This window comes from Algoriphagus machipongonensis, assembly GCF_000166275.1.
In the GTDB taxonomy this organism is placed as follows: domain Bacteria; phylum Bacteroidota; class Bacteroidia; order Cytophagales; family Cyclobacteriaceae; genus Algoriphagus; species Algoriphagus machipongonensis.
Map to the genome: position 1 here is coordinate 1,740,428 of NZ_CM001023.1, position 24,240 is coordinate 1,764,667.

Consider the following 24,240-nt stretch of genomic DNA (forward strand, 5'->3'; position numbering starts at 1 on the left):
AGGAGTATTCTGTGTATTAAGTTAAATAAAAAAAGTCTCCTACTGGGTAGTAGGAGACTTTAGATATTGAAATCAGTTTATTGATCCCACCAGATTCTATCAGTTAAAGTGACAGATGGTACGTTGGCACCATTTCTACTCACCTCACTATCAGGATAAGCCAGTCTTCTGATATATTCTCCTCCTAAATTTGGATTCAAGTTATCAGGTAACGTCATGTCCTTGTATTGATAATCAAATCTTCTTGCATCATTCCAGGTTTCTGGATGTAAGAATAAAGCAACGTATTTCTCTTTGAAAATATCATTAAGAGTCAAAGCATCAGCTCCCATGCTTACGCTAGGGTCAGCCAAATAAGCAGCTTTTTCATCTTCATCTACACTTAACATATCCATGTGTGCATTGATACCTTCTAGATACGCTTCATAAGCTCTCGCTTTATCTGTGTCAAATGCAGCTTCTGCTTCAATAAACTTTAACTCAGCGTAAGTTGCAATAAGCAATGGAGATTGTTGTGAAGTGTAAAACTGTCCTTCAATCAAGGTAGATCTTGCACCTTGTTCTGGAGCATTTCCTCTACCTGCACCATTCACAGTGCCTACAAATTCACCTTCGTCAGTGGTGCCTACCATTAACTTCAATCTAGGATCTACTGTTGGGTAAGAGGTACCATCTAAAGCTTCAATAAATTGTTCAGAAATCCAGCCAGTCAAAAGCAAATTCGCATTGTTGATAGCGTCATTCGCCCATGGATTGAAACGTTGTTCGAAATATGTAACTGATGCATCATCGGCATTTGAATCAAATCCATTGGCCACGGCTGCAAGCACTTCAGAAGCATTATATCCTTCTTTTCCTTTCATGTGGATCATGTATCTAGCCTTCAGGGTGTAAGCAAATTTCACCCAGGTATCGATGTCTCCACCGTAAATGAAATCATCGGGGCCAATAGAAGCCGAAGTTTCGCTACTTTGAAGGTTTGAAATCCCTTGATCAAGTAAGGTTAAAATATTGTTATATAAAGCTTGATCATCATCATAAGCTGGAGTTACCGTGGTAAAGTTGAAGCTTTCAGAAAATGGAACATCTCCAAATAAGTCAACAGTCATTCCAAGATTAAGAGCCATCAATACCTGTCCAGCACCTAAATAGTGCGAGGCACCTGATTCCTCAGCCTTTTTAGTTAGCTCGTTTAGGTCTGTCATTACATTGTAAAGACTGAACCACATGCTGCTAAAGTTGAGCGGTTCCATCGTGTCCGAACCACTCGCTGGGTTTGGTGAGGCAAAATATTGAACATAGTTGCCTACTGCATTTCCCTCTCTGTAAACATTCAAGCTCGTTTCATAGGTGATGTTAGTCATCAAGCCTGTGATAGGAGCGTCCTGAGGGTTGTTTGGGTTTTCATTGACATCCAGGTAAGATTCACAAGCGGAAGCTGTAAGAATCAGGGATGCGCCCAAAATTGCTTTTATTTTATTTTTATAATTCATCTTTCTAGTCAATTAGAGTCCCAAATTCAAGTTAAAGAATACACTTTGAACACCAGGGAAGCCTAGCCCTGTGAAACCGATCGCGTTTCCACCAGCACCTGCTGAGAAAGACTCAGGATCAAATCCATCCCATGGAGTGGAAAGGATGATGTTGTTTGCAGCAACAGAAAGTCTTGCCGTTCTAAAAGGAGTTCTTTCCAATAAAGAAGGCTGGAAGTTATAAGCCAAAGTGATGTTTCTTAGCTTGATGAAACTTGCATCATTTACAAAATTCTCAGAAGCTCCTCTGTAATAGTTTCTCCAGTATCCTGCACCATAATCAACCCCATCAGGGCCGATTCCTTGACCTAACCAAACTTCCTTGGTATTGGTAGATCCATCTTCAAGTACTCCTGGGAATACCACGGTGTCGTTTCTTCTTTCAGAATCTTCTTGCTTACCAAATGCAGAAAGGAAGTTTCCAAACTGATCATATTGCTCAAGACCAGCTCTGAAATCAATCAAGAATGAAAGCTCAAGTCCCTTGTAAGTAAAATGGTTACGAAGACCTCCAAAGAATTTTGGTACGGCGTTTCCAAGAACCAATTGACTTCCTGTTCTTACAGGGAATCCATTCGAACCAATAAGTTGAGTTAATCCTCTGTCAAGCATAGTGGCATCTGGATTTGCATCTGGTCTTACATAAGAAGAACCATAAATATCACCGTAAGGCTCACCCTCTTTCAAGATCATAGTAACAGTGGCCCCTGCGTATCCAAATTGGCTACCAACCACAATTTGATCTATACCCTCTCGGATATTCTTCACTTCATTTTTGTTGGTAGTAAGGTTAGCGGTCACATCCCATTTGAAATAATCTGTCTGAATAGGAGTACCCCCTAATACAATTTCAAATCCTCTGTTTTCAATTTCACCAGCATTGGTGATATAAGATGAAAATCCTGTTGCATCAGAAATCGGCACTGGAATAATCTGATCCGAAGCATTAGACTTATAATAAGTGATGTCTAAATTCGCTCGGTTGTTAAAGAATGCCATTTGAGTACCAAACTCAATTGAGGTTGTTTTCTCTGGCTTTAATGCAGGATCACCAAATGTTGAGTTTTTAGAAAAACCTACTTGTCCGTTCAATGGGAATACGGAAGGAGAAACGAATGTTGCTCCTAAAATATGAGGATTCGTATCCTTACCTACCTGAGCATAAGAAGCTCTCAACTTACCAAATGTGATCCAGCTTGGCATGTCAAAGTTTTCACTAAATACATATCCCAAGTTGATGGAAGGGTAGAAGAAAGAGTTATTGTCTTTTGGTAGGGTAGAGGAGATGTCATTTCTTCCTGTCACATTTAAGAACAAGAAGTTTTTATAATCAACCATCAAGTCACCATAGAAACCTACTAGTCTTCTAATGCTTTTTCCTTGACTTGCAAAGATCTGACTCGTGTTACTTAAGTTGTAAAATCCAGGGATAACAAAATTGGAACCTGAAGCAGAAACTCGGTCATATTTTCTTTCAAAAATATCATTACCTACTCTTAGTTGTGTATTCCAGTCTTCTCCCCACTGTTTCTTAAGCGTAACATAGAAGTTTGAGTTTAAGTCACGACTAGTGATTCTTGTTTCCTCCATGAATCCAGTTGAACTCAAAGCTTGCTCTCCATCGATACCCATTGGGCCAGGAGTAATCTCTGTTCTGCTATCACTGTAGAAATCAGTACCTAGTCTGTAAGATAAGGTGATCCAATCTGCTGGAGAGTAATTCATGTTAATGTTACCAATTAAGCGGTTTACATTATCCTCATAGGTAGCAAATCTGGCATCATAAATTGGGTTCGTGTTGCCATACGTTTTCATGGTTCCATCTTCGTTGATGTAATCACGAACATCCGTTGTTTCAGACCAATACATCATTCTTTCAAGGAAACGATCATGCGGAACACGATTACCTCCAGAATTGGAGAAGTTCATAGATCCTGAGAAATTGAATTTCTCACTTGCTGTAACAGTACCTGATAGTTTTGCTGTAGTTCTGTCCCAAGTTGAGAATGGGATGATTCCTTCTTGATCTAATCTACCAAAGGAACCATAGAAGGTCGCTTTTTCACCACCACCTGAAACGCTTAAGTTATTCTCATAGCGAGTTCCAGTATTGAATGCTCTATCCCAGTTGTTTTGATAAACATAATTAGGGTCGTTTTCCTCGGCAATATTTGCTCCCCAAGACGGCCAGAAGCTAGAGTCATCACGCTCACCGCTAAATCCTTGACCATACTGATCCTGAAGCTTTGGTTTTTTCACAAGATTATCAAATCCAACAGAGCTATTAAAGTCTATTCTTATTTGTCCTGATTTTCCTTTTTTGGTAGTTACGATCACTGCACCATTGGCAGCTCTAACACCATAAAGAGCAGTTGCAGCAGCACCCTTTAGTACCGACATAGTCTCGATGTCATTTGGGTTGATATCTGCAATTCTGTTTGACATACCTCTTGGAGTTCCACCGGACTCAACAGTGGAGTTGTCTACAGGAACACCATCCACAACAAATAGTGGTTGGTTGTCTGCATTAGGATCCAAAGAGTTGATGCCTCGAATAATAATTCGTGCAGATTGACCTGGAGCACCTCCGGAATTGGTCACTTGAACACCCGCTACCTGTCCTTGCAAGGCATTGACAATGTTTGGCTGTTTTGCAGTAGTGATCTCTTCAGCATCTATACTTTGGGCAGAGTATCCCAAAGATTTTTTCTCTTGAGAAATACCAAAAGCTGTTACAATCACCTCATCCAATTCTGAAGAGGAATAGGCTAGCGTAACATTGATTTCAGAATTGTTTCCAACTCGTCTGGTTTGCGATTCGAAACCGATGAATGAGAATACTAATACGGATTCTGAATTAGGTACTGAGATTGAATAATTTCCGTCGATATCTGTGACGGCACCTGTGGTTGTTCCCTGAATCAAAATACTGACTCCGGGAAGCGGTTCCCCATCTTCCTGTGAGGTTACTTTTCCTTTGATTGATTGTTGGGCATACAATGGTACGCTCAGCATCAGTCCAAAAAGGAAAAGCATAGTTAACAAGTAACTTTTCTTCATGCGAGTTTTGGTTTAGAATTATAGTATAGGATTAGTTTCATCTGTTTTATTAAAAATTAATGCTGTTTTTTTCTGTTTTCGAACAGTTGTTTAGGTGGATTAATTAACGAATGGAAATGTTTTTTATTTAAACACCTGATAATCAAATAATATGGAAGAAGGGGCTTTCTGAGCTTATGACCCTTCTATTTTTTATTAATTGGACTTTATTATTCCATTTTGGATAAATTAAATAACCTTTATTCTATAAATTAAGAATATTTGATGTCATTTATCAAAAAAAAGCACTGAATTTTTATCAAAAAGTTAATTAATTCTTAATAATCGAATAATATTCGTTCCTGCCATATTTTGCAGTATTATATTTTGAATAGTTGCAGTAATATGCGAGGTCTTGAAAATCAAGGCAATAAAAAAGCCGCTTCCATCGAAGCGGCTTAAATCTATTTTTTGAGTTTTTGACTAATGAATCACTTTTTTGATTTCAGTTGTGATCTTCTTTCCATTTTCATATTTGATCTCTTTTTTGATCTCTACTTTCTCAGCCATAGCCTGACCATGAGTCCCCTCACTGATATGAGGAGCTATGACTAAAGCGACAATAGACATTAATTTGATCAATATATTCATGGAAGGTCCTGAAGTGTCTTTGAATGGGTCACCTACAGTATCACCAGTGACAGATGCCTTATGTGGCTCTGATTTCTTGTAATACATTTCCCCATCGATTTCTACACCTTTTTCAAAGGACTTTTTAGCATTATCCCAAGCACCTCCGGCATTGGATTGAAACATTCCCATTAATACTCCTGAAACGGTCACACCTGCAAGCAATCCACCTAGAACTTCAGGGCCAAAAGTAAAGCCAACAAGAATCGGCGTGATCAACGCGATAGCACCAGGTGCAATCATTTCCCGAATGGAAGCTTTGGTGGAAATCTCCACACATTTATCATATTCAGGCTTCGCTTTGTATTCCATGATACCAGGAATCTCTTTAAACTGTCTTCTGACTTCATTGACCATGTCCATGGCTGCTCTTCCTACGGCTGCTATGGCCAGGGAGGAGAATATAAAAGGGATCATACCACCAACAAACAACCCGGCTAATACATCGGCTTTATAAATGTCAATGGCATCAATTCCGGCAATCCCAACAAATGCAGCAAACAAGGCCAAGGATGTCAAAGCAGCTGATGCAATAGCAAAACCTTTTCCTGTAGCTGCTGTCGTGTTTCCAACAGCATCTAAAATATCTGTTCTTCCTCTTACTTCTTCTGGTAACTGGCTCATTTCAGCAATCCCCCCGGCATTATCTGCGATCGGTCCAAAAGCATCGATTGCCAATTGCATGGCCGTTGTAGCCATCATACCCGCAGCTGCAATTGCAACTCCATACAAGCCAGCAAATTCATAGGCTCCATAAATACCTCCTGCCAAAACTAGAATCGGTAAAACGGTAGACTCCATCCCAACAGATAGGCCTCCGATGATATTTGTTGCATGACCCGTAGCGGATTGCTTGATGATGGACATGACAGGTCTTTTGCCCATTGCTGTATAATATTCAGTAATGATACTCATTAAGGTACCTACCACTAGACCCAATGTGATTGCGTAAAACACATCCATGTTGGTAAATGAATACCCACGAATGGAAAGAGTTTCAGGAAGCATATATTGAACTATAAAGAAAGAGGCAACACCCGTAAAAATAATGGAGGACCAGTTTCCCATGTTTAGAGCTTTCTGTACATCTCCCTTTTCATCTTTTATTGTGACGAATGCCATTCCGATGATCGAAAAGACAATACCTAAACCTGCTAAAATCATGGGTAATAAAATAGGAGCAATACCTCCGAAAGCATCTTCGGATACGATCTCTCTACCCAATACCATGGTGGCTAGAATGGTTGCTACATAGGAACCGAAAAGATCGGCACCCATACCGGCAACATCACCCACGTTATCCCCTACATTATCAGCAATGGTGGCAGGGTTTCTCACATCATCTTCTGGAATTCCAGCTTCCACTTTACCTACTAAATCTGCACCAACATCAGCGGCTTTGGTGTAAATACCACCACCAACTCTCGCAAATAGCGCAATTGATTCTGCGCCTAAAGAAAATCCTGCAAGGACTTCCAAAGCTTTTTCCATCTCAACCCCGTTAACTCCAGCTCCAACGCTTTGAACATACAGGTGGTAGAAGAGAATAAATAAAGAGCCTAAACCTAATACAGCCAAACCTGCAACGCCCAAGCCCATCACAGAACCTCCTGTAAATGAGACTTTCAATGCTTGCTTCAAGCTTTTTCTAGCCGCTTGGGTAGTTCTCACATTTGCCTTTGTGGCAATTCGCATTCCGATATAGCCTGCAAATGCGGAGAAAAACGCACCAATAAGAAAAGATATGGCAATAACAGGACTTGAGGTTTCCACCATCATGCCTGACCAGCCAAGTAAAATCATGGCTATTATTGCAAAATAACTCAGGACTTTCCATTCAGCTCTTAAAAATGCCATGGCCCCATCAGCAATATAGCCGGCGAGTTCCATCATGGTTTCATCTCCTGTTTCTTGTTTCGTTACCCAGGCGGACTTGACGGCCATTACGATCAGACCTAAAATCCCAAGTGCCGGGACCAAATAAATAAGCACGTTTTCCATATATATTCTTAACTATTAGGTTGGATTTATTAATTATTAACTGAGCAAATATAGAATTTCTCTTGAACCCTCCAACTCAGTATAAATAGTGGTTTTGCTCGGGAATAAGCCAATTTTATTAAGGATATGATAATATATTCAGTTCTTAGCTTTGATTTGGGTAGGCATGCTTACTTTTTACTGAAAAATCAGAAATTCAGGCAGTTGAGGTGAATATTTTAATTCGGTAGTTTTTTAGAATACAAGGCACAAAATCACAGGTTATGAGCTTGAGAGGTGGTTTTTAATAATTATAACAAAGTGATTGTTCTAACTATCTAATATCCAATAGGTAAGCTTTGGTTTGGCTGTTTCTTGAGCTACCTGTATTCAATCTGCCTGTAGCTATAGTGAATTTGGATGGAAAAAGAGGGACGTAAACCGTATTTAAATTGTAAGTGAGTAAACCCTGGTTGACTTGAAGCTATTTAAAGGAATGTTCAATCAGTTGAAGCTGTGGAAATTTTGTAAATTATAAAGGGCTTTGTGCCCACAGCTTTAAGGCTTTAGGATTGATTTCCTTCCATTGTGATAGTTTCGTGATGATTAAAATCTAATTTCAAGCTCAATTTATTGAAAATGAAAAAAGTATTAGTAGTCGAAGATGATCCTAATATCAGTCACCTGATTCAAATTCATTTAAATGATTTAGGTTATCAGATTCAAGTCTGTAACCATGGCAGGGAAGGATTTGAAATCGCTAATTCCAATCCTTTTGACCTGATAATTTTAGATATCATGTTGCCAGAAATGGATGGCATAGCGATTTGCCAAAAGTTGAGAGCCTTGGATAATTTCACTCCTATATTAATGATCACTGCCAAGTCTGAAGAGATTGATAAGGTGATCGGACTGGAGTCTGGGGCTGATGATTACATTACCAAACCTTTCAAGATTAGAGAGTTTATCGCCCGGGTAAAAGCTATCATGAGAAGGCAGGATCAATTTAACATGGTAGCTTCCAAGGAAGCTGATCAGCTCCAATTTAATTCCCTAGAGATAGATGAAAAGAAGAGAAAGGTTCTTCTTGATGAAAAAAGGATGGATTTGACCCCAAAAGAATTTGACCTTCTGGTTTTGATGGCTAAAAACCCCGGAAGAAGTTACAGCAGGGGAGAATTGCTGGAATTGATTTGGGGCTATGACTTTTCGGGATATGAACATACGGTCAATGCACATATCAATAGATTACGAGCTAAGATTGAAAAAGACCCAAATAACCCCAATTTCATTTTGACTACCTGGGGAGTAGGATATCGTTTTAATGATGAATTATAAACAAGGACTATGAAAAGTTTATTCTGGAGGATATCTGTAAGTTTTGCCTTGGTGCTATTGATTGTGGGTTGCTCTTATGTGTTTATTACTGCCACTACTGCCCAAAGGTATTTTCAGGAAACTACACAAAGGCTTAATGCTACTGTGGCAGATTACCTGATCAAAGAAGTGAATCCTTTCTTAAATGGAAAGGTGAATGAAGAGGCACTTGGAACCATCATGCATTCCATGATGGCTGTCAACCCAGGGATAGAAGTTTATTTGCTGGATCCTGAGGGGGAAATCCTGTCTTTTGTCGTGTTGGATAAACTCGTCAAATTAAAAAGAGTTGATTTAGACCCTGTGGAGGATTTTTTATCAACCGGAGGTGAAGAATTTGTTTTGGGAGAAGATCCTAGGAACCCTGGTGAAAAGTCAGTTTTCTCCGCAACGGCAGTTTATGAAGAAGACCAGTTACTAGGCTATGTCTATATCATTTTGGCTAGTGAAAAATTTGAAACCATAGCCTCCGGGTTATTGGGGAGTTATTGGATGAAACTCACCTTTGAGTCCATATTGATTACCATGGTAGTCGCTTTGCTGATAGGATTGGTGCTTTTTGGTTTGCTGACTCGGCATTTGCGAAAGATTGTTCAAGCTGTGGAGCAGTTTAGGGATGGGGACCTCCATGCGAGAGTTCCTGAGGCAAAATCAGAATCTGAACTCGCCGTTTTAGGTAACACCTTTAACCATATGGCAGATACGATTCTGGGTAATATAGAAGAGTTGAAAAAAGTCGATAGTCTTAGAAGGGAATTGATAGCAAATGTTTCGCATGATCTTAGAAATCCCCTTGCCATTATTAACGGCTATGTAGAAACTCTTCAGATAAAAGGAGATTCCGTAAGCGAGGAAGATCGGGAGAAATACCTGAAGATTATTGGAGCTTCTACTGATAAGCTTTCTCAACTTGTTTCTGATCTATTTGATCTTTCAAAACTGGAGTCAGGACAGATGAGCTTAAAAATGGAGCGAATGAAAATTCAGGAGCTTTTATATGATTCTTCTTTAAAATATGAATTGTTGGCTCAGTCTAAGGATATTAAGATAACAACTCAAATCTGTCAAAACCTCCCTTTAGTGAAAGCCGATTTGTACTTAATGGATAGAGTCATACAAAATCTGTTGGACAATGCTGTGAAGTACACTCCCAAAAATGGAGAGATTTTAATTGACGCTTGTGAGTCTAATGGGGGAGTGAGTATCAAAATCAGAAATTCGGGTTCGGGAATTCCTCAGAAGGATTTGGAATCTATTTTCGATCGGTATTATATGATTGATAAGGAAAGAAAAGGAATAGAAGGTTCTGGGCTTGGTTTGGCCATTGTGAAAAGAATTTTGGAGGTCCATGGATCTCAGATTGAAATCGAATCGGATTCCGTATCCTATACTGAATTTGGATTTGACCTTCCTGCAGAAGTTTAAATAATGTGATTATCCGGAATCTTGCCAGTGCCCAAAATTTCTTTGCTCACCTTGCCAGAAGATAGAAGCAAGCAAAATTTTTATGATCTCTTTATCATATGATGCTTTTGAATACTTATTGGTAAAAAATGGTGATACATATAATTAATTAAGAAATTTCAGACCCCATTGGGGTCAAAGCTTTATTACCCAGGGTTTCAACCCTGGGTAATAATGGATTAGATTTCTCCAAGCGCTGGCCCGGGGTTTTATTACTGAGACAGATCGTTTTGCCAGCAAGATGGAACCAAATCTTATAATGCTTATGGATAATTACTGGAATAAAAGCGGATATACATTTTAAATAAAATTAGCAACCCAAGTTTATTCAAAAATAAAACTTGATGTTGCCAATTAAATTTGTTCGTTTCATTCGAAGGAACCGTATCCAAAAGGTATACCTGCTGCGCCACACCATATGATGCCATCGCTGAATTTTGATTCAGGTAATTTTGAAAGATTGAAAAAATGCTCTCCAGCATCGTTGACGACTCCGACCAATTGAAACGATTCTGAAGCGCTGAGATTCAATTGATTGGAAGTGGAAAGATAGACAGTGACCGTACCGGTGTGAAAATCAGATAAAAAATCATTTCCCAATCGAAGAAAGTAATTTTCTTCCTCGTCAGAAACAATTTCTATCATTCCTTTGGTATTGGTGCCGCTTTGAGGCATTAGCATCCCCTCTTTAATGACAGCAAGCGTGCCAACTGGATTTATTTCTGTTTCAGGGGCAGGAAGGGAAGGGTTCATGTCTGCTGTGGAAGAAGAACAGGAAAATAAAAACAGGATAAATGAGAGGGCAGTAGTTAGATGCATTAATTTTTTCATGATATCAGGGGTTTAAATTGAGCTATATTCCTAAAAAGGAACCTGTTTCTACTGTAGTTGATTAAGCCACTTTTCTTTAAAGAGGATAAGATTTTTGAGACCACAGGTCTACTGGTATCGGCTAAGAAGGCTATTTCTTCATGTGTTAAATTGATTTTGAGCAGGGTTTCGTCACCAAATTTCCTACCCTTTTTGATAGCGAGATCGTATAAAAGAGATGTAATTCTTTCTTCTGCTTCCAAGGCCAAAAAGCGATTATGCCGAACAGCCATTTGATTGTTCTGCTCTTGTAATTGTAAATGGAATTGATGCTTGATCTCTAGCGTGTTTATTTTAGGAGAATCAAGTTTTTGCACTAAAGTGTCTTCTTCTATGACCAGTGCAGAATTAAGGTTGCTTTGATTTTGATTGGAGAATCCATCTCCAAAAATTTCTCCTTCAAAGACAATTCTCATGATTGTTTGGGATCCTTTGGGAAGCTTTTTATGAAGCTTGACTGTTCCTTTTTTCAAAAGATAATATCCTTCCGATATTTCTCCTTGACTATAAATGCGGTCTCCTTTTCTGAAGATCTTAAAATCAGGAAAAGAGGAACTTCCCTGTAAATGGGGTAAGTCAGTTGTTTGGATTAAGTTCATTTTTTGTCTGGTATAAGTTGGTAATACACACCAAAGCCAATCACTCCTGAGGAGTAGATGTTTTTTCTTTCAAAAATCCAGTCTGTAAAATTCCTGTAGGATAGGCTTAAGTGAAATTCTTTGTAAATGGGGACGCTAGCTCCAAAGCTATAGCTGGTGAATTCTGTACCATCCCCTCTGACAAAATCAGTTACCGTAACCACTTCTTGCGTGGACTTTAATGCATTCAGTTTGGCGTTTACCCATACCTTTCCTGCGATTTGATAACCCAGCTCTGCTCCAAAGCCATATTGATCAGAAAACTGGATGTCATTGTATTGAGTTCTATAATTATAAGTGCCAAAGATGCTTCCATATAAAGGTGCGTTTGGGAGAGCGAATGAACTTGCCAAAGTGCCCCATACATTAAATTCACCATCTCCTGAAGGAAGGTTTATTTGTTCAAAATCGTTGACTTTACTTTGTGCAAAATGATTTGCCCTACCTATGGGGATTTCGGGGGTAATGGAAATGCTTAAGGGGAGATATTTCTTTAGAATGGCATGTTTGAGTTCTATTTTTAAATCCCCAAGTCCACTGACTGTTTCAGTGGTTTCAAATCCATTCCAGGTTTGTAATGGCCAGTTGGCAATAATGGTAAACTTGTCAGTGATTCCATACTCTGTATATAAGACCAGTGAATGTTGAGAGAATTTATTTGTTTCCAAAAGCTCTCCATCCAGAGTGAAATAATCCTCTGATACAAGGGATTGAAAGCTCATCTGGAAAAAACCTTCTCCTTTTGCTTTAGTCCATCCGCTTTGAGCCTGCGAAGGAAGGTTAGGCAATAGGAAAATCAACCCAAAGCAAAATGCTTTGAGCTGATTTACTCTACCTAACCAATAATTAGTCTTCATTTTTCAAGGATTAATTAAGCGGTGCATAGCCAAATGGAATTCCGACTGAACCGCACCATAGAATGACATGAGTGTATTTTTCAGACATAGAGCCAGAAGGAAGCATGAAATAATTGGTTCCAGAATCTCTTACTACTCCTAGGGCAAGTAGATCAGGGTTACCGTTTCCAGGATCTGCATTAAAAGTGTCGGAGGTAGAAAGGAATACGGTCACTGTGCCTGTTCCAAGAGCGGTGTTAAAACTATCTCCAAACTCTAAGAATTCAGTTCCTTCAGAGTCCACTCCTATGGAAGCTGTGCCAGTGGAACCAGCTCCATTTTGATCCATAAAGCTACCCATCCTAAGCACGGAAAAGTTGCCTTGAGGAAGAGTAGGGTCTATGGTTACTGGGTCTGGATCATCTGAGCAAGCAACGAGTCCTAAAAATGTGAGGTAAAATAAGAGAATGATCTTTTTCATGATTTTGTAGGTTTTGTGATATCCAAAATTGACTTTAGGGTATCACAAAAAAATCACGGAAGGATAAAGCTTTTGTCGCAAAAATGACTTTGCTTTAAGGTTTAGCATTAAAAAGATAGGATGGAAAAGAAAGAAATAGATAGGTTTTTGGCATTGAATGAACCCTTATCATCCTTCTCTCCAGAACTGAAAGCTCTGTATTTTGATGGGAAAGGAGATTGGGATACCTCTCATGATCAAGTAGATCAATTAGCTGGTGAAACAGCAGCTAGAGTTCATGCATATTTACATAGGAAAGAAGGAGATCAATGGAATGCGGATTATTGGTATAGGAGGGCAAGTGAAAAACGACCTAACCTCAGTTTAGATGAGGAGTGGGAAATGCTTTTAGAAAGATTTTGGGAGGATTTCTAAAGAGGGAATCAGCTTTAAATTGTTTGTCAAAGAATTATTAATGTGTATGAAAAATTCTATGTTTAGACATAATTAGCTCAAAAAATACCCAATATTGGGTATTTTTTGGCAGCTAAAGGTCTTGTAGATTTGGGGGATAGTAAATTTTTGAATATGAAATTCTTTTATATATCCTCCATTCCAAATGATAATGGGAAATTTGAAATTCACGAAAGAGAATGTGAGATGATCCCAGATCTTCATGACAGAGAGTATTTAGGACCTTATAATAATGGTAAGGAAGCGATGCGGAAAGCATTGGATTTGAACAGTAATGCCAGTTTATGTAGAAAATGTGGCTCCTCCAGTTTCCAGGCGATATTCTCCGGCTCAGAGGATTGATTTAAGCTTTGGTTTTTTTTATTTGCCCAAAATGCTTTGGAATAAAAGACAAAACATTAATTTCGTGCCTTATTCGGGGTGTGGCGCAGTCCGGTTAGCGTACACGTCTGGGGGGCGTGGGGTCGTGGGTTCAAATCCCGCCACCCCGACTAAACATATTAGCAGTTCTTCGGAACTGCTTTTTTTATAGAAATAGCAGAAGAATTGTGGACAGTTAACAAATCATAAGCTGTCCGGTTAGCATATCCTGACTGAGGTCAGGAGGGTCGTGGGTTCAAATCCCGCCACCCCGACTAAACATATTAGCAGTTCTTCGGAACTGCTTTTTTTTAGTTTTTTTAGAAGAAATCAGATAAGCTTTTAAATCGCAAGTGATCTGGTTCGCTTCAATTTAAAGCAATTATTTTTTATGGAGTTCACCGTGTACATTCTCTTTTCTGATAAACTAGGTAAGTATTATGTTGGGCAAACCAAAGACTTAAAAAGTCGGCTTTCAAGGCATAACCAAGGTCGAGAAAGGTTTACAAGAACTGGCTGCCCTTGGAAGCTTATTCATTCGATTTATTGTAGTAGCAGGAGTGAAGCGATGATTTTGGAAAAAAAGATCAAGAACCTCGGTGCAAAGAGATATTTGGCAAGTCTAGAGTAGTCCGGTTAGCGTATCCTGACTGAGGTCAGGAGGGTCGTGGGTTCAAATCCCGCCACCCCGACTAAACATATTAGCAGTTCTTCGGAACTGCTTTTTTTATAGAAATAGCAGAAGAATTGTGGACAGTTAACAAATCATAAGCTGTCCGGTTAGCATATCCTGACTGAGGTCAGGAGGGTCGTGGGTTCAAATCCCGCCACCCCGACTAAACATATTAGCAGTTCTTCGGAACTGCTTTTTTTTAGTTTTTTTAGAAGAAATCAGATAAGCTTTTAAATCGCAAGTGATCTGGTTCGCTTCAATTTAAAGCAATTATTTTTTATGGAGTTCACCGTGTACATTCTCTTTTCTGATAAACTAGGTAAGTATTATGTTGGGCAAACCAAAGACTTAAAAAGTCGGCTTTCAAGGCATAACCAAGGTCGAGAAAGGTTTACAAGAACTGGCTGCCCTTGGAAGCTTATTCATTCGATTTATTGTAGTAGCAGGAGTGAAGCGATGATTTTGGAAAAAAAGATCAAGAACCTCGGTGCAAAGAGATATTTGGCAAGTCTAGAGTAGTCCGGTTAGCGTATCCTGACTGAGGTCAGGAGGGTCGTGGGTTCAAATCCCGCCACCCCGACTAAACATATTAGCAGTTCTTCGGAACTGCTTTTTTTATAGAATTAGCAGAAGAATTGTGGACAGTTAACAAATCATAAGCTGTCCGGTTAGCGTATCCTGACTGAGGTCAGGAGGGTCGTGGGTTCAAATCCCGCCACCCCGACTAAACATATTAGCAGTTCTTCGGAACTGCTTTTTTTATAGAATTAGCAGAAGAATTGTGGACAGTTAACAAATCATAAGCTGTCCGGTTAGCGTATCCTGACTGAGGTCAGGAGGGTCGTGGGTTCAAATCCCGCCACCCCGACTAAACATATTAGCAGTTCTTCGGAACTGCTTTTTTTATAGAAATAGCAGAAGAATTGTGGACAGTTAACAAATCATAAGCTGTCCGGTTAGCATATCCTGACTGAGGTCAGGAGGGTCGTGGGTTCAAATCCCGCCACCCCGACTAAACATATTAGCAGTTCTTCGGAACTGCTTTTTTAGTATTTTTTAGAAGAAATCAGATAAGCTTTTAAATCGGTAGTGATCTGGTTCGCTTCAATTTAAAGCAATTATTTTTTATGGAGTTCACCGTGTACATTCTCTTTTCTGATAAACTAGGTAAGTATTATGTTGGGCAAACCAGAGACTTAAATAGTCGGCTTTCAAGGCATAACCAAGGTCGAGAAAGGTTTACAAGAACTGGTTGCCCTTGGAAGCTTATTCATTCGATTTATTGTAATAGCAGGAGTGAAGCGATGATTTTGGAAAAAAAGATCAAGAACCTCGGTGCAAAGAGATATTTGGTAAGTCTAGAGTAGTCCGGTTTGCGTATCCTGACTGAGGTCAGGAGGGTCGTGGGTTCAAATCCCGCCACCCCGACTAAACATATTAGCAGTTCTTCGGAACTGCTTTTTTTATAGAAATAGCAGAAGAATTGTGGACAGTAAACTAATTATAAGCTGTCCCAGCAATGCAGGATTTTCAAACCTGACCCTAGATCATGGGACTTCTTATCCGTATAACTTTAAGATTTTAATCCATATTAAAAAAAATGGATTCGCTTGAAATCAAACGAATCCATCAAGGTAAAGTAGTTTTAATTTTTATTCATCTTCTTCCTCTACTACGATATCCATTGCCGCCTCAGCCCACTCTATAATTAACTGCCTTTGACTATCGTCTAATTTGGCTTCTGAATGCATGGTCAAATAAATTGGTAAAGGCATATGTTCCTCCTTTACTTCTTCTATAATATCATCTAGTATCGCCAATTTATCCATCATATCTACCTCTGTCCATTGAGAAAAATTGACTTCTTCTCTACCTTCTCGGGTGTCTTTTGCTACTAGCCAGGAAGCAGGGGCAACATAAGAATACCAAGGGTATTTGGTGGTATTGCTATGACAATCATAACAAGCTGTTTTTAGTAGATTGGAAACCTCGCCATCTACTAGTCCCGATCCCATGAGATCTTGGGGATTTTCATTTGATACCTCAGGTAGTTGATTTGGAACAAATTGGATGGCAAGGAGTATGATTCCTAATCCCAAGATAAGGTATTGCCAAATCTTCATTTACTCTCCGTTTTTCTTCTTGCGAGTACTCCAATCCAATAGGATGGTCTTCTCCTCATCAGTCAAAGCCCCTTCTGGCTTAAATTCCAAAAACTTTTTAGGTGGCATTTCACCTTCCTCTAACACTTCACTGATTTTAGACATGGTAGCAAACTGCTTGGATTTTTTGGAGTCTTCAAATTTGTCCCAATCCAGTTTTTCTTTCCCTTTATCATTTTTTGCCTCCTCATTATGGCAACCATAGCATTTTTGCTCTACGACAGCCTTTACCTCAGTGGGTAATTTGGGGCCTAAACCTAGTAGTTCAGGGTGGCTTTCTGCTTCAGGCTTTTGAGTGGCCTGGAAAAATAGCAGCCCGGTTATAGCTGCTCCGAATAGTAAAGAAGTTTTTTTCATAGTTGTGGGTTGAAATGATTGTTTTGGAATTAATACGTTAAATAGATACAATAAGGTTTTATTGACAATAAATATGTATAAAAATTTGATAAATGGTTCAATAATAAAATTATATATGGTTTAAGCACGCTCTGTGTCGCGGTGAATTTTATAGTTTGAAATGACTTTTTGTTAGTATGAAAGTAAAAAAAAGATTTTTAAACTATGTATTAATACTCTTTTATTCAATGTTTTATCCGGGGAAAAATGGAAAATTGTAATTTTTTTTATTTGTTTGTTCACTTTAAAGTGAAAATGCTTTTCGGCTAAACCAACCAAAATGGTTTTAAAATTTCACTTAACTTGGCAGAAATTTCATTAACTCAAAATAGAATTGACCTTTTTAAACACTTCTCAATCGGTAGCGCTTGAAGCCCAAGATCATTGGGCAAATTTGCGACGCGGAGAGAAATCTTCGTTGGAGGCGATCTACAGAAGTCATGTACATGATTTGTTCAATTTTGGGATGAGGATTCACTCAGATGAAACACTCGTAAAAGATTCCATCCAAGATGTTTTTATTGATCTATGGAATTATCGCTCCAAGCTTTGTTCGGATGTAGTGGTTAAACAATACCTTTTCAAGGCCCTTTCTAATAGAATTCAAAAGGAGCTTGGGAAAAGTGCGAAACGATCTGCCATTCATTGGATGTCCGAGCAAGAGACCTTGATTAGCTCACCGGAACAGGATTTAATAAATGATCAACAAAGCTCAGAGCTAAGCTCCAAAATGAGAGAAGCCCTGGAAGATTTGCCTATAAGACAAAAAGAAGTGATTCAATACCTGTATTTTGAGAAATTGAGTTACGAGGATACCTCTCGTTTACTTGATATTACAATACGCTCTACTTACACACTTGCCTGGAAGGCTATCAATGCGCTGAAAAAATCAATTTTAGTATTTATTACCTATTGTTTCATTTTGTGATAATAAGTAAAATCCGAAAGTAATCAGTGTTTTTTTTAAAGATTTCACAATCGATTGCGAAAATTATTGATAGAAGTGGAAATGTTAAAAAATATAAATTTTTTAAAGGATAACTTTTAGATGATCTGTCCTTAATGTAGTGAATAGCCACATTATGGATAAATCAAATTTCACAGTAGAAGATTTTGTCTTGGACTCTGATTTTAGAGAATGGATCCTTTTTCCAAACAAAAGGAGAAATCTAAAATGGGAGGATTATATAAATAAAAACCCTCAGAGCTTAGAGAATATTCGTGTTGCTCGGCAGATTGTTTTAAATATGCCAGCTTCGAATTATAAGATGGATGAGCATCAGGTAGATGGGCTTTGGGATGCCATAGAAGGTAAGCTTGAAACTAATGAGAAGATTCCTGAAGAGTCAGAAAGTTTGCCTTTAAATTCTCAAGCTACAATTTCCCGATTCGAAAAGCAGCAATCAAATACTAGATCTAAATTCAACTTCTTAAAAGTTGCCGCGATTTTAGTGTTCGGTTTAATATTAGGCTTATTGTATTATTCTCAAGCACCAGAAGAGGAAACGCCAGAAGTACATTGGCTTACTTTTTCGACTAAGCCTGGAGTAAAGTCCTCTCTCAAATTGAGTGATGGTACAGTGGTAAAGCTTAATTCAGGGAGTACCATTAAATATGTAAAGGATTTTGTAGGAGATACCCGTGAGATATTTTTGGAAGGAGAGGCATTTTTTGAGGTTGCCCATGATACCTTAAAACCATTTATTGTTCATACCCAAGATATTTCTACCAAGGCTTTGGGGACTTCTTTTAATATCAAGGCAGGTCAGGGAGGAAAGATTGCGATCTCATTAATTACAGGAAAGGTAGAGGTGAAATCAGAAGATGTACCTGACTTTTTGGATTACCTGATTCCGGGTGAGCAGATACAGGCATTGGCTCATAGTAAGTCTTGGGAAAAAAGTGCTTTTGACTCTGAAAGAGTCATGGCTTGGCTAGACCAAACCATCATTTTTGATAAAACTCCATTGCCAGAAGCAGTTAAGATGCTGGAAAATTGGTTTGGGGTAGAAATCTCAATACTCAATTTCGAAGACGAAAACCTGACGATCTCAGGTAAATATAAAGGAGAGACTTTGAATAATATTCTTGATGGCTTGAGTTATACCGCAAGGTTTAACTATGAAATAAAAGGCAAAGAGATTCAAATTAATTTTCAACAATAACCCCCTATTTATTTTATGCAGAAAAACCAACTTAAAGTAAAAGCAAGAAGACTGAAGATGCGCGAACATCTCCAGTCTGAGGTTTCAGAATGTTTGTTAAAACACTCTGGATTTTAGAATAAACCACTCAAAATAGTTTAAACCAAAATTAAAGTTATGAAAAATGACATACGGTTACGCATTTTAACGATGTCTAAGAGATTTTTACTTTTAATCTTAGTGAAATGCCTTACTCTAGATGTTCTTTTGGCAAATCCAGCCAAGGTTCAGGACAAAAGAATGGATGAGGTGTACATGAGCATGCATTTTCAGAATGCAACTATTGAGGAAGCATTTAAGCAAATAGAAGCTGCTTCCGGATTTAACTTTGTTTATACCAATAAGGAAATCAAGGGAGTTCCTAAGGTAGCACTACAAGTGAATACCAATGTTTTTGATGCTTTGGTGACATTATCCCGTCAAACTAAGCTGGAATTTAGACAGATCAATGAGAATATTGTTGTTCGAAAGAAAGATGTCTATGTTCCTGAAACTGCGGTTGTGATTGAAGAAGCAGCTGCGATTTCTGTTTCTGGTGTAGTAGTAGATGAATCTAACATGCCACTTCCAGGGGTGACCATCATCGAAAAAGGCACAACCAACGGTACAGTAACTGATATCGATGGTAATTTTTCTTTGGAAGTAAATTCTAGCGAATCCATTTTGACCTTCTCATTTATTGGGATGGAGTCCATTGAAATGGCAGTAGGTGAAAGAAGAACTTTCAATATTACCATGCTTGATGATATTCAGTCGCTTAATGAAGTGGTTGTGATCGGATATGGTACCCAAACTAAAAAGGAGATTACTTCTGCTGTTGCAAACGTTTCAAGCGAGGATTTTGTGCAGACAGGTGTCCGCTCTCCAATGGAGTTGATTCAAGGTAAAGTAGCAGGTCTGAATATCATCAGAACTCAGGGTAGTAACCCAAATGCAGGTACAGATATTCAACTTAGAGGTCTTACTTCAGTGGAAGGAACTACTCAGCCATTGATCGTCATCGATGGTATTCCAGGTGGTAATCTTGACCTATTGCAGCAAGATGATATCGCTACGTTTGACGTATTGAAAGATGGATCTGCAGCAGCTATTTACGGTACTCGAGGTAATGCAGGTGTAATCTTGATTACAACTAAAAAAGGAAAATCAGGTCAAGCTAGATTTGATTACTCTACTTATTTCCAAAGAGAATTTGTGGATAGAAGACCTGATAACTTAACTGCTGACGAATACCGTGATCTAATTGATCAGGGGTTAGTGGATGAGCAGAATGATTTTGGAACATCTACTGATTTATATGACGAGCTAATAAACAAGGAGAACTTAAGTCAGTATCACAATTTTGCAGCTTCTGGTGGAAGTGAAAATAGTAACTACAGAGTTTCCTTCTTCTTCAACGATGCTGAAGGTATCGCTAAAGAAAATAGCAGAAAGCAGTATGGTGGTAGAATGAGCTTCAGCCAGACAGGTCTTCAGGATCGATTGACCTTGGCAACCAATATGGCTGTTAACCTTTTCGATGCAAATAGACTTGGTGGAGGAGGCGGTGACTTCGAGCAAGCCATCCAAAGAAACCCAACCGCTCCAATTTATAATGAGGACGGTTCTTTTGTAGAAACTGAGGCTTACAATAACTACAACCCACTTTCGAGGTTTGCCAATAGAATAAGTGAGCGTAAGCAATTGAACTTATCTGGTGATGTGAGATTGACACTTGAAATCATGGAAGGTTTGACAGCTTCTGTATTTGGAGCACATCAGAGACGTACTTACAATGATCGTTATTACCAGTCAATGAATGACTTTGCGAACAGACCTGCTTCCCAATATCAAGGAACCGGTTATGCTTCCAAATACAATTATATAAACTGGAATAATACCTTAGAGGCGACAGTAAACTATAAGAGAATTTTCAATTTGGATCACAGTTTAGATGTGATTGGTGGGTATAGCTACCAGTATTTTACTACTGAAACATTCAATGTAAACAACAGTGGTTTTACTACTGATGGATTCTTGGATTGGAACTTGTCTGCTGGTTCTGCTATCAACAATACGTTACTTCCAAGACCAGGGATGGATTCCTTTAAGGATGACAATACCTTGATCGCATTCTTTGGTAGAGCAAGCTATTCTTATAAGGATAAGTATTTTGCTCAGGCTACTTTGAGAAGAGAAGGTTCATCTAAATTCGGAGAAAACCACAAATGGGGTAATTTCCCTGCGGTATCTGTAGGTTGGGCTTTATCTGAAGAAAGCTTTTTGAGCAGTAGTTCTACTGTGAACAACTTGAAAATGAGATTAGGATATGGTGTTACTGGTAACCAGGGTATCGGAAACTATCTTTCTCTTGTGACTTTGGGTACTGGTGGAGTTTACCCACAAGAAGGTGTTTACTACCAAACTTATGGAGCAGCTAGAAATCCAAACCCTGACTTAAGATGGGAGAAAAAGAAAGAGTGGAACCTTGGTTTTGACTTCTTACTATTCAACAGAAAGCTGACGGGTTCATTGGACTTCTACACAAGAAATACGGAAGATCTTCTTTATAACTACACAGCGCAGCAACCTGCTTTTGTAAAAGGTTCATTGTTTACCAATGTGGGTACTATCAATAACAGAGGTATTGAGCTTTACTTAAGTTCTCAGATCATGGAGAGAGGGGATTTCACTTGGCAAATGGACTTGACTGCAAATACGCAGATCAATGAAATTACATCTCTTTCAAACGATGTGTTCACTGTTTCTTGGATTGAAACAGGAGGACTTCCTAGCCCAGGTAATTTGGGTAATGCTATCCGAGTAGAAGAAGGTGGAGCTGTAGGTAACTTCTATGGTAAAAAATTCGCAGGATTCAACGAAGATGGAAAATGGTTATTCTACAAAGCTGATGGATCTACTGGTACTGCTGGTGAGATGAGTCAGGAAGATTTGACTATCATCGGTAACGGTGTACCTAAGTATATGGCATCATTAAACAATGTCTTCAGATACAAAGGTTTTGATTTCACTGTATTCTTCAGAGGTAAATTTGACTTTGATATCTTGAATACCAAGGAGATGTACTTTGGAAATAAGAGATGGTTGCCAAATAACTTGCTTTCAAGTGCTGTTAACAAGCACGTGGAGTTAGATGATGACCCTCAATACTCTGATTACTATTTAGAGAATGGATCATTTGTGAAGCTTGACAATATTACATTGGGCTATACATTTAAAGTAGATGGTAAGTATGTGAAAAACCTTCGCGTATATGCTGCAGGGCGTAATATCGCCACCTTCACAGGATATTCAGGTCTTGATCCTGAACTTCAGGATGCTGGATTTACTACAGGTATAGATGGCAGAGGTTTCTACCCTCGTACTAAAAGTTTTACAGTAGGTCTAAATATTGGATTTTAATTAAGGAGAAATCATGAGAAAATATTTCAATAAACTATCCGCTGCTTTAACTCCAGTTGCCCTTTTGGCTACGGTATCTTGTACCGATTTGGATGAGACGATATACAGCGAATTATCAAAAAATAATTTCTACAACAGTAAAGTAGAAATTATGCAAGGTGTACTTAGACCATTTACCCATATGCAGGCTTGGCTTGCTCCTACGGGACAAAGTGGCTATTACTATCACACAGAATCTGCTGCAGATCAAATTGCTTGGCCTCAAAAAGGTCGTCATGGATATGATGGTGGTGATCACGTTCGTTTACACCGCCATGAGTGGACTCCACAGGAAAACCGATTGAGAGGTTCCTGGAGTCTAATGTGGGAGGGATTAGGCTATGTCAATGCCCTTTTAGCAGACTTCGAAGATGTGGATTATGCTGCAGCAGGTCTGACAGAAGCAGAGATGGAGTCAATTCTTGCTGAAGTAAGAGTAATGCGTGCATTCCATTACATGAAAATCATGGATATGTGGGGTAATGTGCCTATCGTGACCACGGTGGGTGAACCTCTTAACCCAGAGACAAGTTCAAGTGCAGAAGTATTCCAGTTTGTGGAGCAAGAGCTCTTGGACAATGTTGAAAAACTACAGCCACTTTCTCAGGCATTGGTAGGAAGAGTTTCTAAAGCCGCTGGTTATGCAATGCTTTCTGAACTTTATCTAAATGCTGAGGTTTGGGCTGGTACTCCGAGATATGATGATTGTATCAAATATTCTGATAAAGTAATCAATGGTGAAGGTGGAAGCTTGACTGGAAATATGAGTTTAGATCCGTCTATTCTAGGTCCTTTCAGCAATCAAAATCAATACTCACCAGAAAACATCTTCCAATTTGCTTTTAGCCGTGATGGTGGATTTACTTTCAACTGGGCTGGTTTCTTCTTTGGATATGGAAATATGTCACGTGCTTTGAATGTTACTTATAGTGGCTGGAATGCATTTGTGGTAACTCCAAATGCATTCGATGCATATGAAGAAAATGATATGAGAAAGCAGGAGTGGTTCCTATTTGGACCGCAATATGATTACGAAACTGGTGAGCCAATCCTAGGAACTGAGGAGTGGGCAGATCAGCCTTTGGTATACGTGAATAATATCCGTAGAAATTCTGAAGGAGCAACTGGTGAAGGATCTATGACAGAAGGTGAAGAAAACTCCGGTGCAAGATTTAATAAATATAGATCCGGAACTTCTGATGAAGAAGGTACTTACTGGGAGAATGATTATGTGATTTATCGTTTGACTGAAATTTACTTCAACAAAGCAGAAGCATTGATGAGAAAAAATGGTGGAGCAGCTACATCTGAGGCTGTTGCATTAATCAACGAATCAAGAAAAAGAGCTTTTGATGATGCTGATTGGTCAAGTGAAGCATATACAACTTCTACATTAACATTAGACGAACTGCTTGCAGAACGAGGTAGAGAGTTTATCTTTGAGGGCAAAAGAAGAGCTGATTTAATCAGATTCGGTGAATTTACTTCTGGAACTTGGTGGGATAAGGATGCTTCCGAACCAACGAGAGCATTGTTCCCAATTCCTCATATTCACCTTGCTTTGAATCCTAATCTAGTTCAAAACCCAGGTTATTAATCTAAAGTATAGATAGCCAGGGTTAAATAAGAAGTTTTGTGGGAAGG

Annotated in this window: 20 protein-coding genes and 1 tRNA gene; 12 read left to right on the forward strand and 9 right to left on the reverse strand. The window is 38.9% G+C overall.

Annotated elements, in window-relative coordinates; genetic code table 11:
• Positions 1-77 precede the first annotated feature (77 nt).
• The 3 genes from ALPR1_RS07545 to ALPR1_RS07555 form a co-directional block, all read right to left on the reverse strand.
• On the reverse strand, positions 78-1,493 hold the full coding sequence (locus tag ALPR1_RS07545; protein ID WP_008199673.1) for a SusD/RagB family nutrient-binding outer membrane lipoprotein: 1,416 nt from the start codon (positions 1,491-1,493) through the stop codon (positions 78-80).
• A 12-nt stretch (positions 1,494-1,505) separates the two neighbouring features.
• Positions 1,506-4,592 (reverse strand): SusC/RagA family TonB-linked outer membrane protein, encoded by a 3,087-nt coding sequence (locus ALPR1_RS07550; RefSeq protein ID WP_008199675.1) that lies wholly within the window; start codon positions 4,590-4,592, stop codon positions 1,506-1,508.
• A 462-nt stretch (positions 4,593-5,054) separates the two neighbouring features.
• Positions 5,055-7,262, reverse strand: coding sequence for a sodium-translocating pyrophosphatase (locus ALPR1_RS07555; RefSeq protein WP_008199676.1), 2,208 nt, complete (start codon positions 7,260-7,262; stop codon positions 5,055-5,057).
• Positions 7,263-7,880: 618 nt separating this feature from the next.
• Between ALPR1_RS07555 and ALPR1_RS07560 the strand changes: the two genes are divergently transcribed.
• Together ALPR1_RS07560 and ALPR1_RS07565 are read left to right on the forward strand one after the other, a co-directional pair.
• The gene (locus ALPR1_RS07560; RefSeq protein WP_040302634.1) at positions 7,881-8,579 is read left to right on the forward strand and encodes a response regulator transcription factor; all 699 of its coding nucleotides are present in this window, start codon (positions 7,881-7,883) and stop codon (positions 8,577-8,579) included.
• A gap of 9 nt (positions 8,580-8,588) precedes the next feature.
• A complete protein-coding gene (locus ALPR1_RS07565; RefSeq protein ID WP_008199680.1) occupies positions 8,589-10,043 on the forward strand; it encodes a sensor histidine kinase in 1,455 nt (484 codons plus the stop codon).
• A gap of 408 nt (positions 10,044-10,451) precedes the next feature.
• On the opposite strand, the gene ALPR1_RS07570 is transcribed toward ALPR1_RS07565, so the two are convergent.
• From ALPR1_RS07570 to ALPR1_RS07585, 4 genes are read right to left on the reverse strand one after another with little or no spacing between them, the layout of a single operon-like run.
• Positions 10,452-10,913: a hypothetical protein gene (locus ALPR1_RS07570; protein ID WP_008199682.1), complete on the reverse strand. Its 462-nt coding sequence runs from the start codon at positions 10,911-10,913 to the stop codon at positions 10,452-10,454.
• The gene (locus ALPR1_RS07575) at positions 10,910-11,551 is read right to left on the reverse strand and encodes a Crp/Fnr family transcriptional regulator (RefSeq protein ID WP_008199683.1); all 642 of its coding nucleotides are present in this window, start codon (positions 11,549-11,551) and stop codon (positions 10,910-10,912) included. The genes ALPR1_RS07570 and ALPR1_RS07575 overlap by 4 nt, the downstream gene beginning before the upstream one ends.
• Positions 11,548-12,447 carry a hypothetical protein gene (locus ALPR1_RS07580; RefSeq protein ID WP_008199685.1) on the reverse strand — a complete coding sequence of 300 codons (900 nt, stop codon included), beginning with the start codon at positions 12,445-12,447 and terminating at the stop codon, positions 11,548-11,550. Before ALPR1_RS07580 ends, ALPR1_RS07575 begins: the two co-directional genes overlap by 4 nt.
• Positions 12,448-12,457: 10 nt before the next feature.
• Positions 12,458-12,907 carry a DM13 domain-containing protein gene (locus tag ALPR1_RS07585; protein ID WP_008199686.1) on the reverse strand — a complete coding sequence of 150 codons (450 nt, stop codon included), beginning with the start codon at positions 12,905-12,907 and terminating at the stop codon, positions 12,458-12,460.
• Positions 12,908-13,027: 120 nt separating this feature from the next.
• Here ALPR1_RS07585 and ALPR1_RS07590 point away from each other — a divergent pair, with 120 nt between their 5' ends.
• From ALPR1_RS07590 to ALPR1_RS07615, 6 genes are all read left to right on the forward strand, one after another.
• Positions 13,028-13,321 (forward strand): hypothetical protein, encoded by a 294-nt coding sequence (locus ALPR1_RS07590; RefSeq protein WP_008199688.1) that lies wholly within the window; start codon positions 13,028-13,030, stop codon positions 13,319-13,321.
• 153 nt (positions 13,322-13,474) lie between these two features.
• The gene (locus ALPR1_RS07595) at positions 13,475-13,702 is read left to right on the forward strand and encodes a hypothetical protein (RefSeq protein WP_008199690.1); all 228 of its coding nucleotides are present in this window, start codon (positions 13,475-13,477) and stop codon (positions 13,700-13,702) included.
• Between the two features lie 74 nt (positions 13,703-13,776).
• Positions 13,777-13,851 (forward strand) — tRNA-Pro (locus tag ALPR1_RS07600).
• A gap of 260 nt (positions 13,852-14,111) precedes the next feature.
• Positions 14,112-14,351, forward strand: a complete 240-nt coding sequence (locus ALPR1_RS07605; RefSeq protein WP_008199692.1) for a GIY-YIG nuclease family protein — start codon at positions 14,112-14,114, stop codon at positions 14,349-14,351.
• 321 nt (positions 14,352-14,672) lie between these two features.
• Positions 14,673-14,912, forward strand: coding sequence for a GIY-YIG nuclease family protein (locus tag ALPR1_RS07610; protein ID WP_008199692.1), 240 nt, complete (start codon positions 14,673-14,675; stop codon positions 14,910-14,912).
• A gap of 608 nt (positions 14,913-15,520) precedes the next feature.
• Positions 15,521-15,760 carry a GIY-YIG nuclease family protein gene (locus ALPR1_RS07615; RefSeq protein WP_008199694.1) on the forward strand — a complete coding sequence of 80 codons (240 nt, stop codon included), beginning with the start codon at positions 15,521-15,523 and terminating at the stop codon, positions 15,758-15,760.
• 285 nt (positions 15,761-16,045) lie between these two features.
• On the opposite strand, the gene ALPR1_RS07620 is transcribed toward ALPR1_RS07615, so the two are convergent.
• Positions 16,046-16,516: a heme-binding domain-containing protein gene (locus tag ALPR1_RS07620; RefSeq protein WP_008199695.1), complete on the reverse strand. Its 471-nt coding sequence runs from the start codon at positions 16,514-16,516 to the stop codon at positions 16,046-16,048.
• On the reverse strand, positions 16,517-16,912 hold the full coding sequence (locus ALPR1_RS07625) for a heme-binding domain-containing protein (protein WP_008199696.1): 396 nt from the start codon (positions 16,910-16,912) through the stop codon (positions 16,517-16,519).
• Positions 16,913-17,285: 373 nt separating this feature from the next.
• Here ALPR1_RS07625 and ALPR1_RS07630 point away from each other — a divergent pair, with 373 nt between their 5' ends.
• From ALPR1_RS07630 to ALPR1_RS07645, 4 genes are all read left to right on the forward strand, one after another.
• Positions 17,286-17,879 (forward strand): RNA polymerase sigma factor, encoded by a 594-nt coding sequence (locus ALPR1_RS07630; RefSeq protein ID WP_008199697.1) that lies wholly within the window; start codon positions 17,286-17,288, stop codon positions 17,877-17,879.
• A 154-nt stretch (positions 17,880-18,033) separates the two neighbouring features.
• On the forward strand, positions 18,034-19,116 hold the full coding sequence (locus tag ALPR1_RS07635; RefSeq protein WP_008199698.1) for a FecR family protein: 1,083 nt from the start codon (positions 18,034-18,036) through the stop codon (positions 19,114-19,116).
• 189 nt (positions 19,117-19,305) lie between these two features.
• A complete protein-coding gene (locus ALPR1_RS07640; RefSeq protein ID WP_008199699.1) occupies positions 19,306-22,557 on the forward strand; it encodes a SusC/RagA family TonB-linked outer membrane protein in 3,252 nt (1,083 codons plus the stop codon).
• A gap of 13 nt (positions 22,558-22,570) precedes the next feature.
• On the forward strand, positions 22,571-24,193 hold the full coding sequence (locus tag ALPR1_RS07645; RefSeq protein ID WP_008199700.1) for a RagB/SusD family nutrient uptake outer membrane protein: 1,623 nt from the start codon (positions 22,571-22,573) through the stop codon (positions 24,191-24,193).
• Positions 24,194-24,240 lie beyond the last annotated feature (47 nt).

Coding starts and splice junctions, on each gene's coding strand:
- ALPR1_RS07545 (WP_008199673.1), bottom strand. CDS start 1,493: ATGAATTATAAAAATAAAATAAAAGCAATTTTGGGCGCATCCCTGATT.
- ALPR1_RS07550 (WP_008199675.1), bottom strand. CDS start 4,592: ATGAAGAAAAGTTACTTGTTAACTATGCTTTTCCTTTTTGGACTGATG.
- ALPR1_RS07555 (WP_008199676.1), bottom strand. CDS start 7,262: ATGGAAAACGTGCTTATTTATTTGGTCCCGGCACTTGGGATTTTAGGT.
- ALPR1_RS07560 (WP_040302634.1), top strand. CDS start 7,881: ATGAAAAAAGTATTAGTAGTCGAAGATGATCCTAATATCAGTCACCTG.
- ALPR1_RS07565 (WP_008199680.1), top strand. CDS start 8,589: ATGAAAAGTTTATTCTGGAGGATATCTGTAAGTTTTGCCTTGGTGCTA.
- ALPR1_RS07570 (WP_008199682.1), bottom strand. CDS start 10,913: ATGAAAAAATTAATGCATCTAACTACTGCCCTCTCATTTATCCTGTTT.
- ALPR1_RS07575 (WP_008199683.1), bottom strand. CDS start 11,551: ATGAACTTAATCCAAACAACTGACTTACCCCATTTACAGGGAAGTTCC.
- ALPR1_RS07580 (WP_008199685.1), bottom strand. CDS start 12,447: ATGAAGACTAATTATTGGTTAGGTAGAGTAAATCAGCTCAAAGCATTT.
- ALPR1_RS07585 (WP_008199686.1), bottom strand. CDS start 12,907: ATGAAAAAGATCATTCTCTTATTTTACCTCACATTTTTAGGACTCGTT.
- ALPR1_RS07590 (WP_008199688.1), top strand. CDS start 13,028: ATGGAAAAGAAAGAAATAGATAGGTTTTTGGCATTGAATGAACCCTTA.
- ALPR1_RS07595 (WP_008199690.1), top strand. CDS start 13,475: ATGAAATTCTTTTATATATCCTCCATTCCAAATGATAATGGGAAATTT.
- ALPR1_RS07605 (WP_008199692.1), top strand. CDS start 14,112: ATGGAGTTCACCGTGTACATTCTCTTTTCTGATAAACTAGGTAAGTAT.
- ALPR1_RS07610 (WP_008199692.1), top strand. CDS start 14,673: ATGGAGTTCACCGTGTACATTCTCTTTTCTGATAAACTAGGTAAGTAT.
- ALPR1_RS07615 (WP_008199694.1), top strand. CDS start 15,521: ATGGAGTTCACCGTGTACATTCTCTTTTCTGATAAACTAGGTAAGTAT.
- ALPR1_RS07620 (WP_008199695.1), bottom strand. CDS start 16,516: ATGAAGATTTGGCAATACCTTATCTTGGGATTAGGAATCATACTCCTT.
- ALPR1_RS07625 (WP_008199696.1), bottom strand. CDS start 16,912: ATGAAAAAAACTTCTTTACTATTCGGAGCAGCTATAACCGGGCTGCTA.
- ALPR1_RS07635 (WP_008199698.1), top strand. CDS start 18,034: ATGGATAAATCAAATTTCACAGTAGAAGATTTTGTCTTGGACTCTGAT.
- ALPR1_RS07640 (WP_008199699.1), top strand. CDS start 19,306: ATGTCTAAGAGATTTTTACTTTTAATCTTAGTGAAATGCCTTACTCTA.
- ALPR1_RS07645 (WP_008199700.1), top strand. CDS start 22,571: ATGAGAAAATATTTCAATAAACTATCCGCTGCTTTAACTCCAGTTGCC.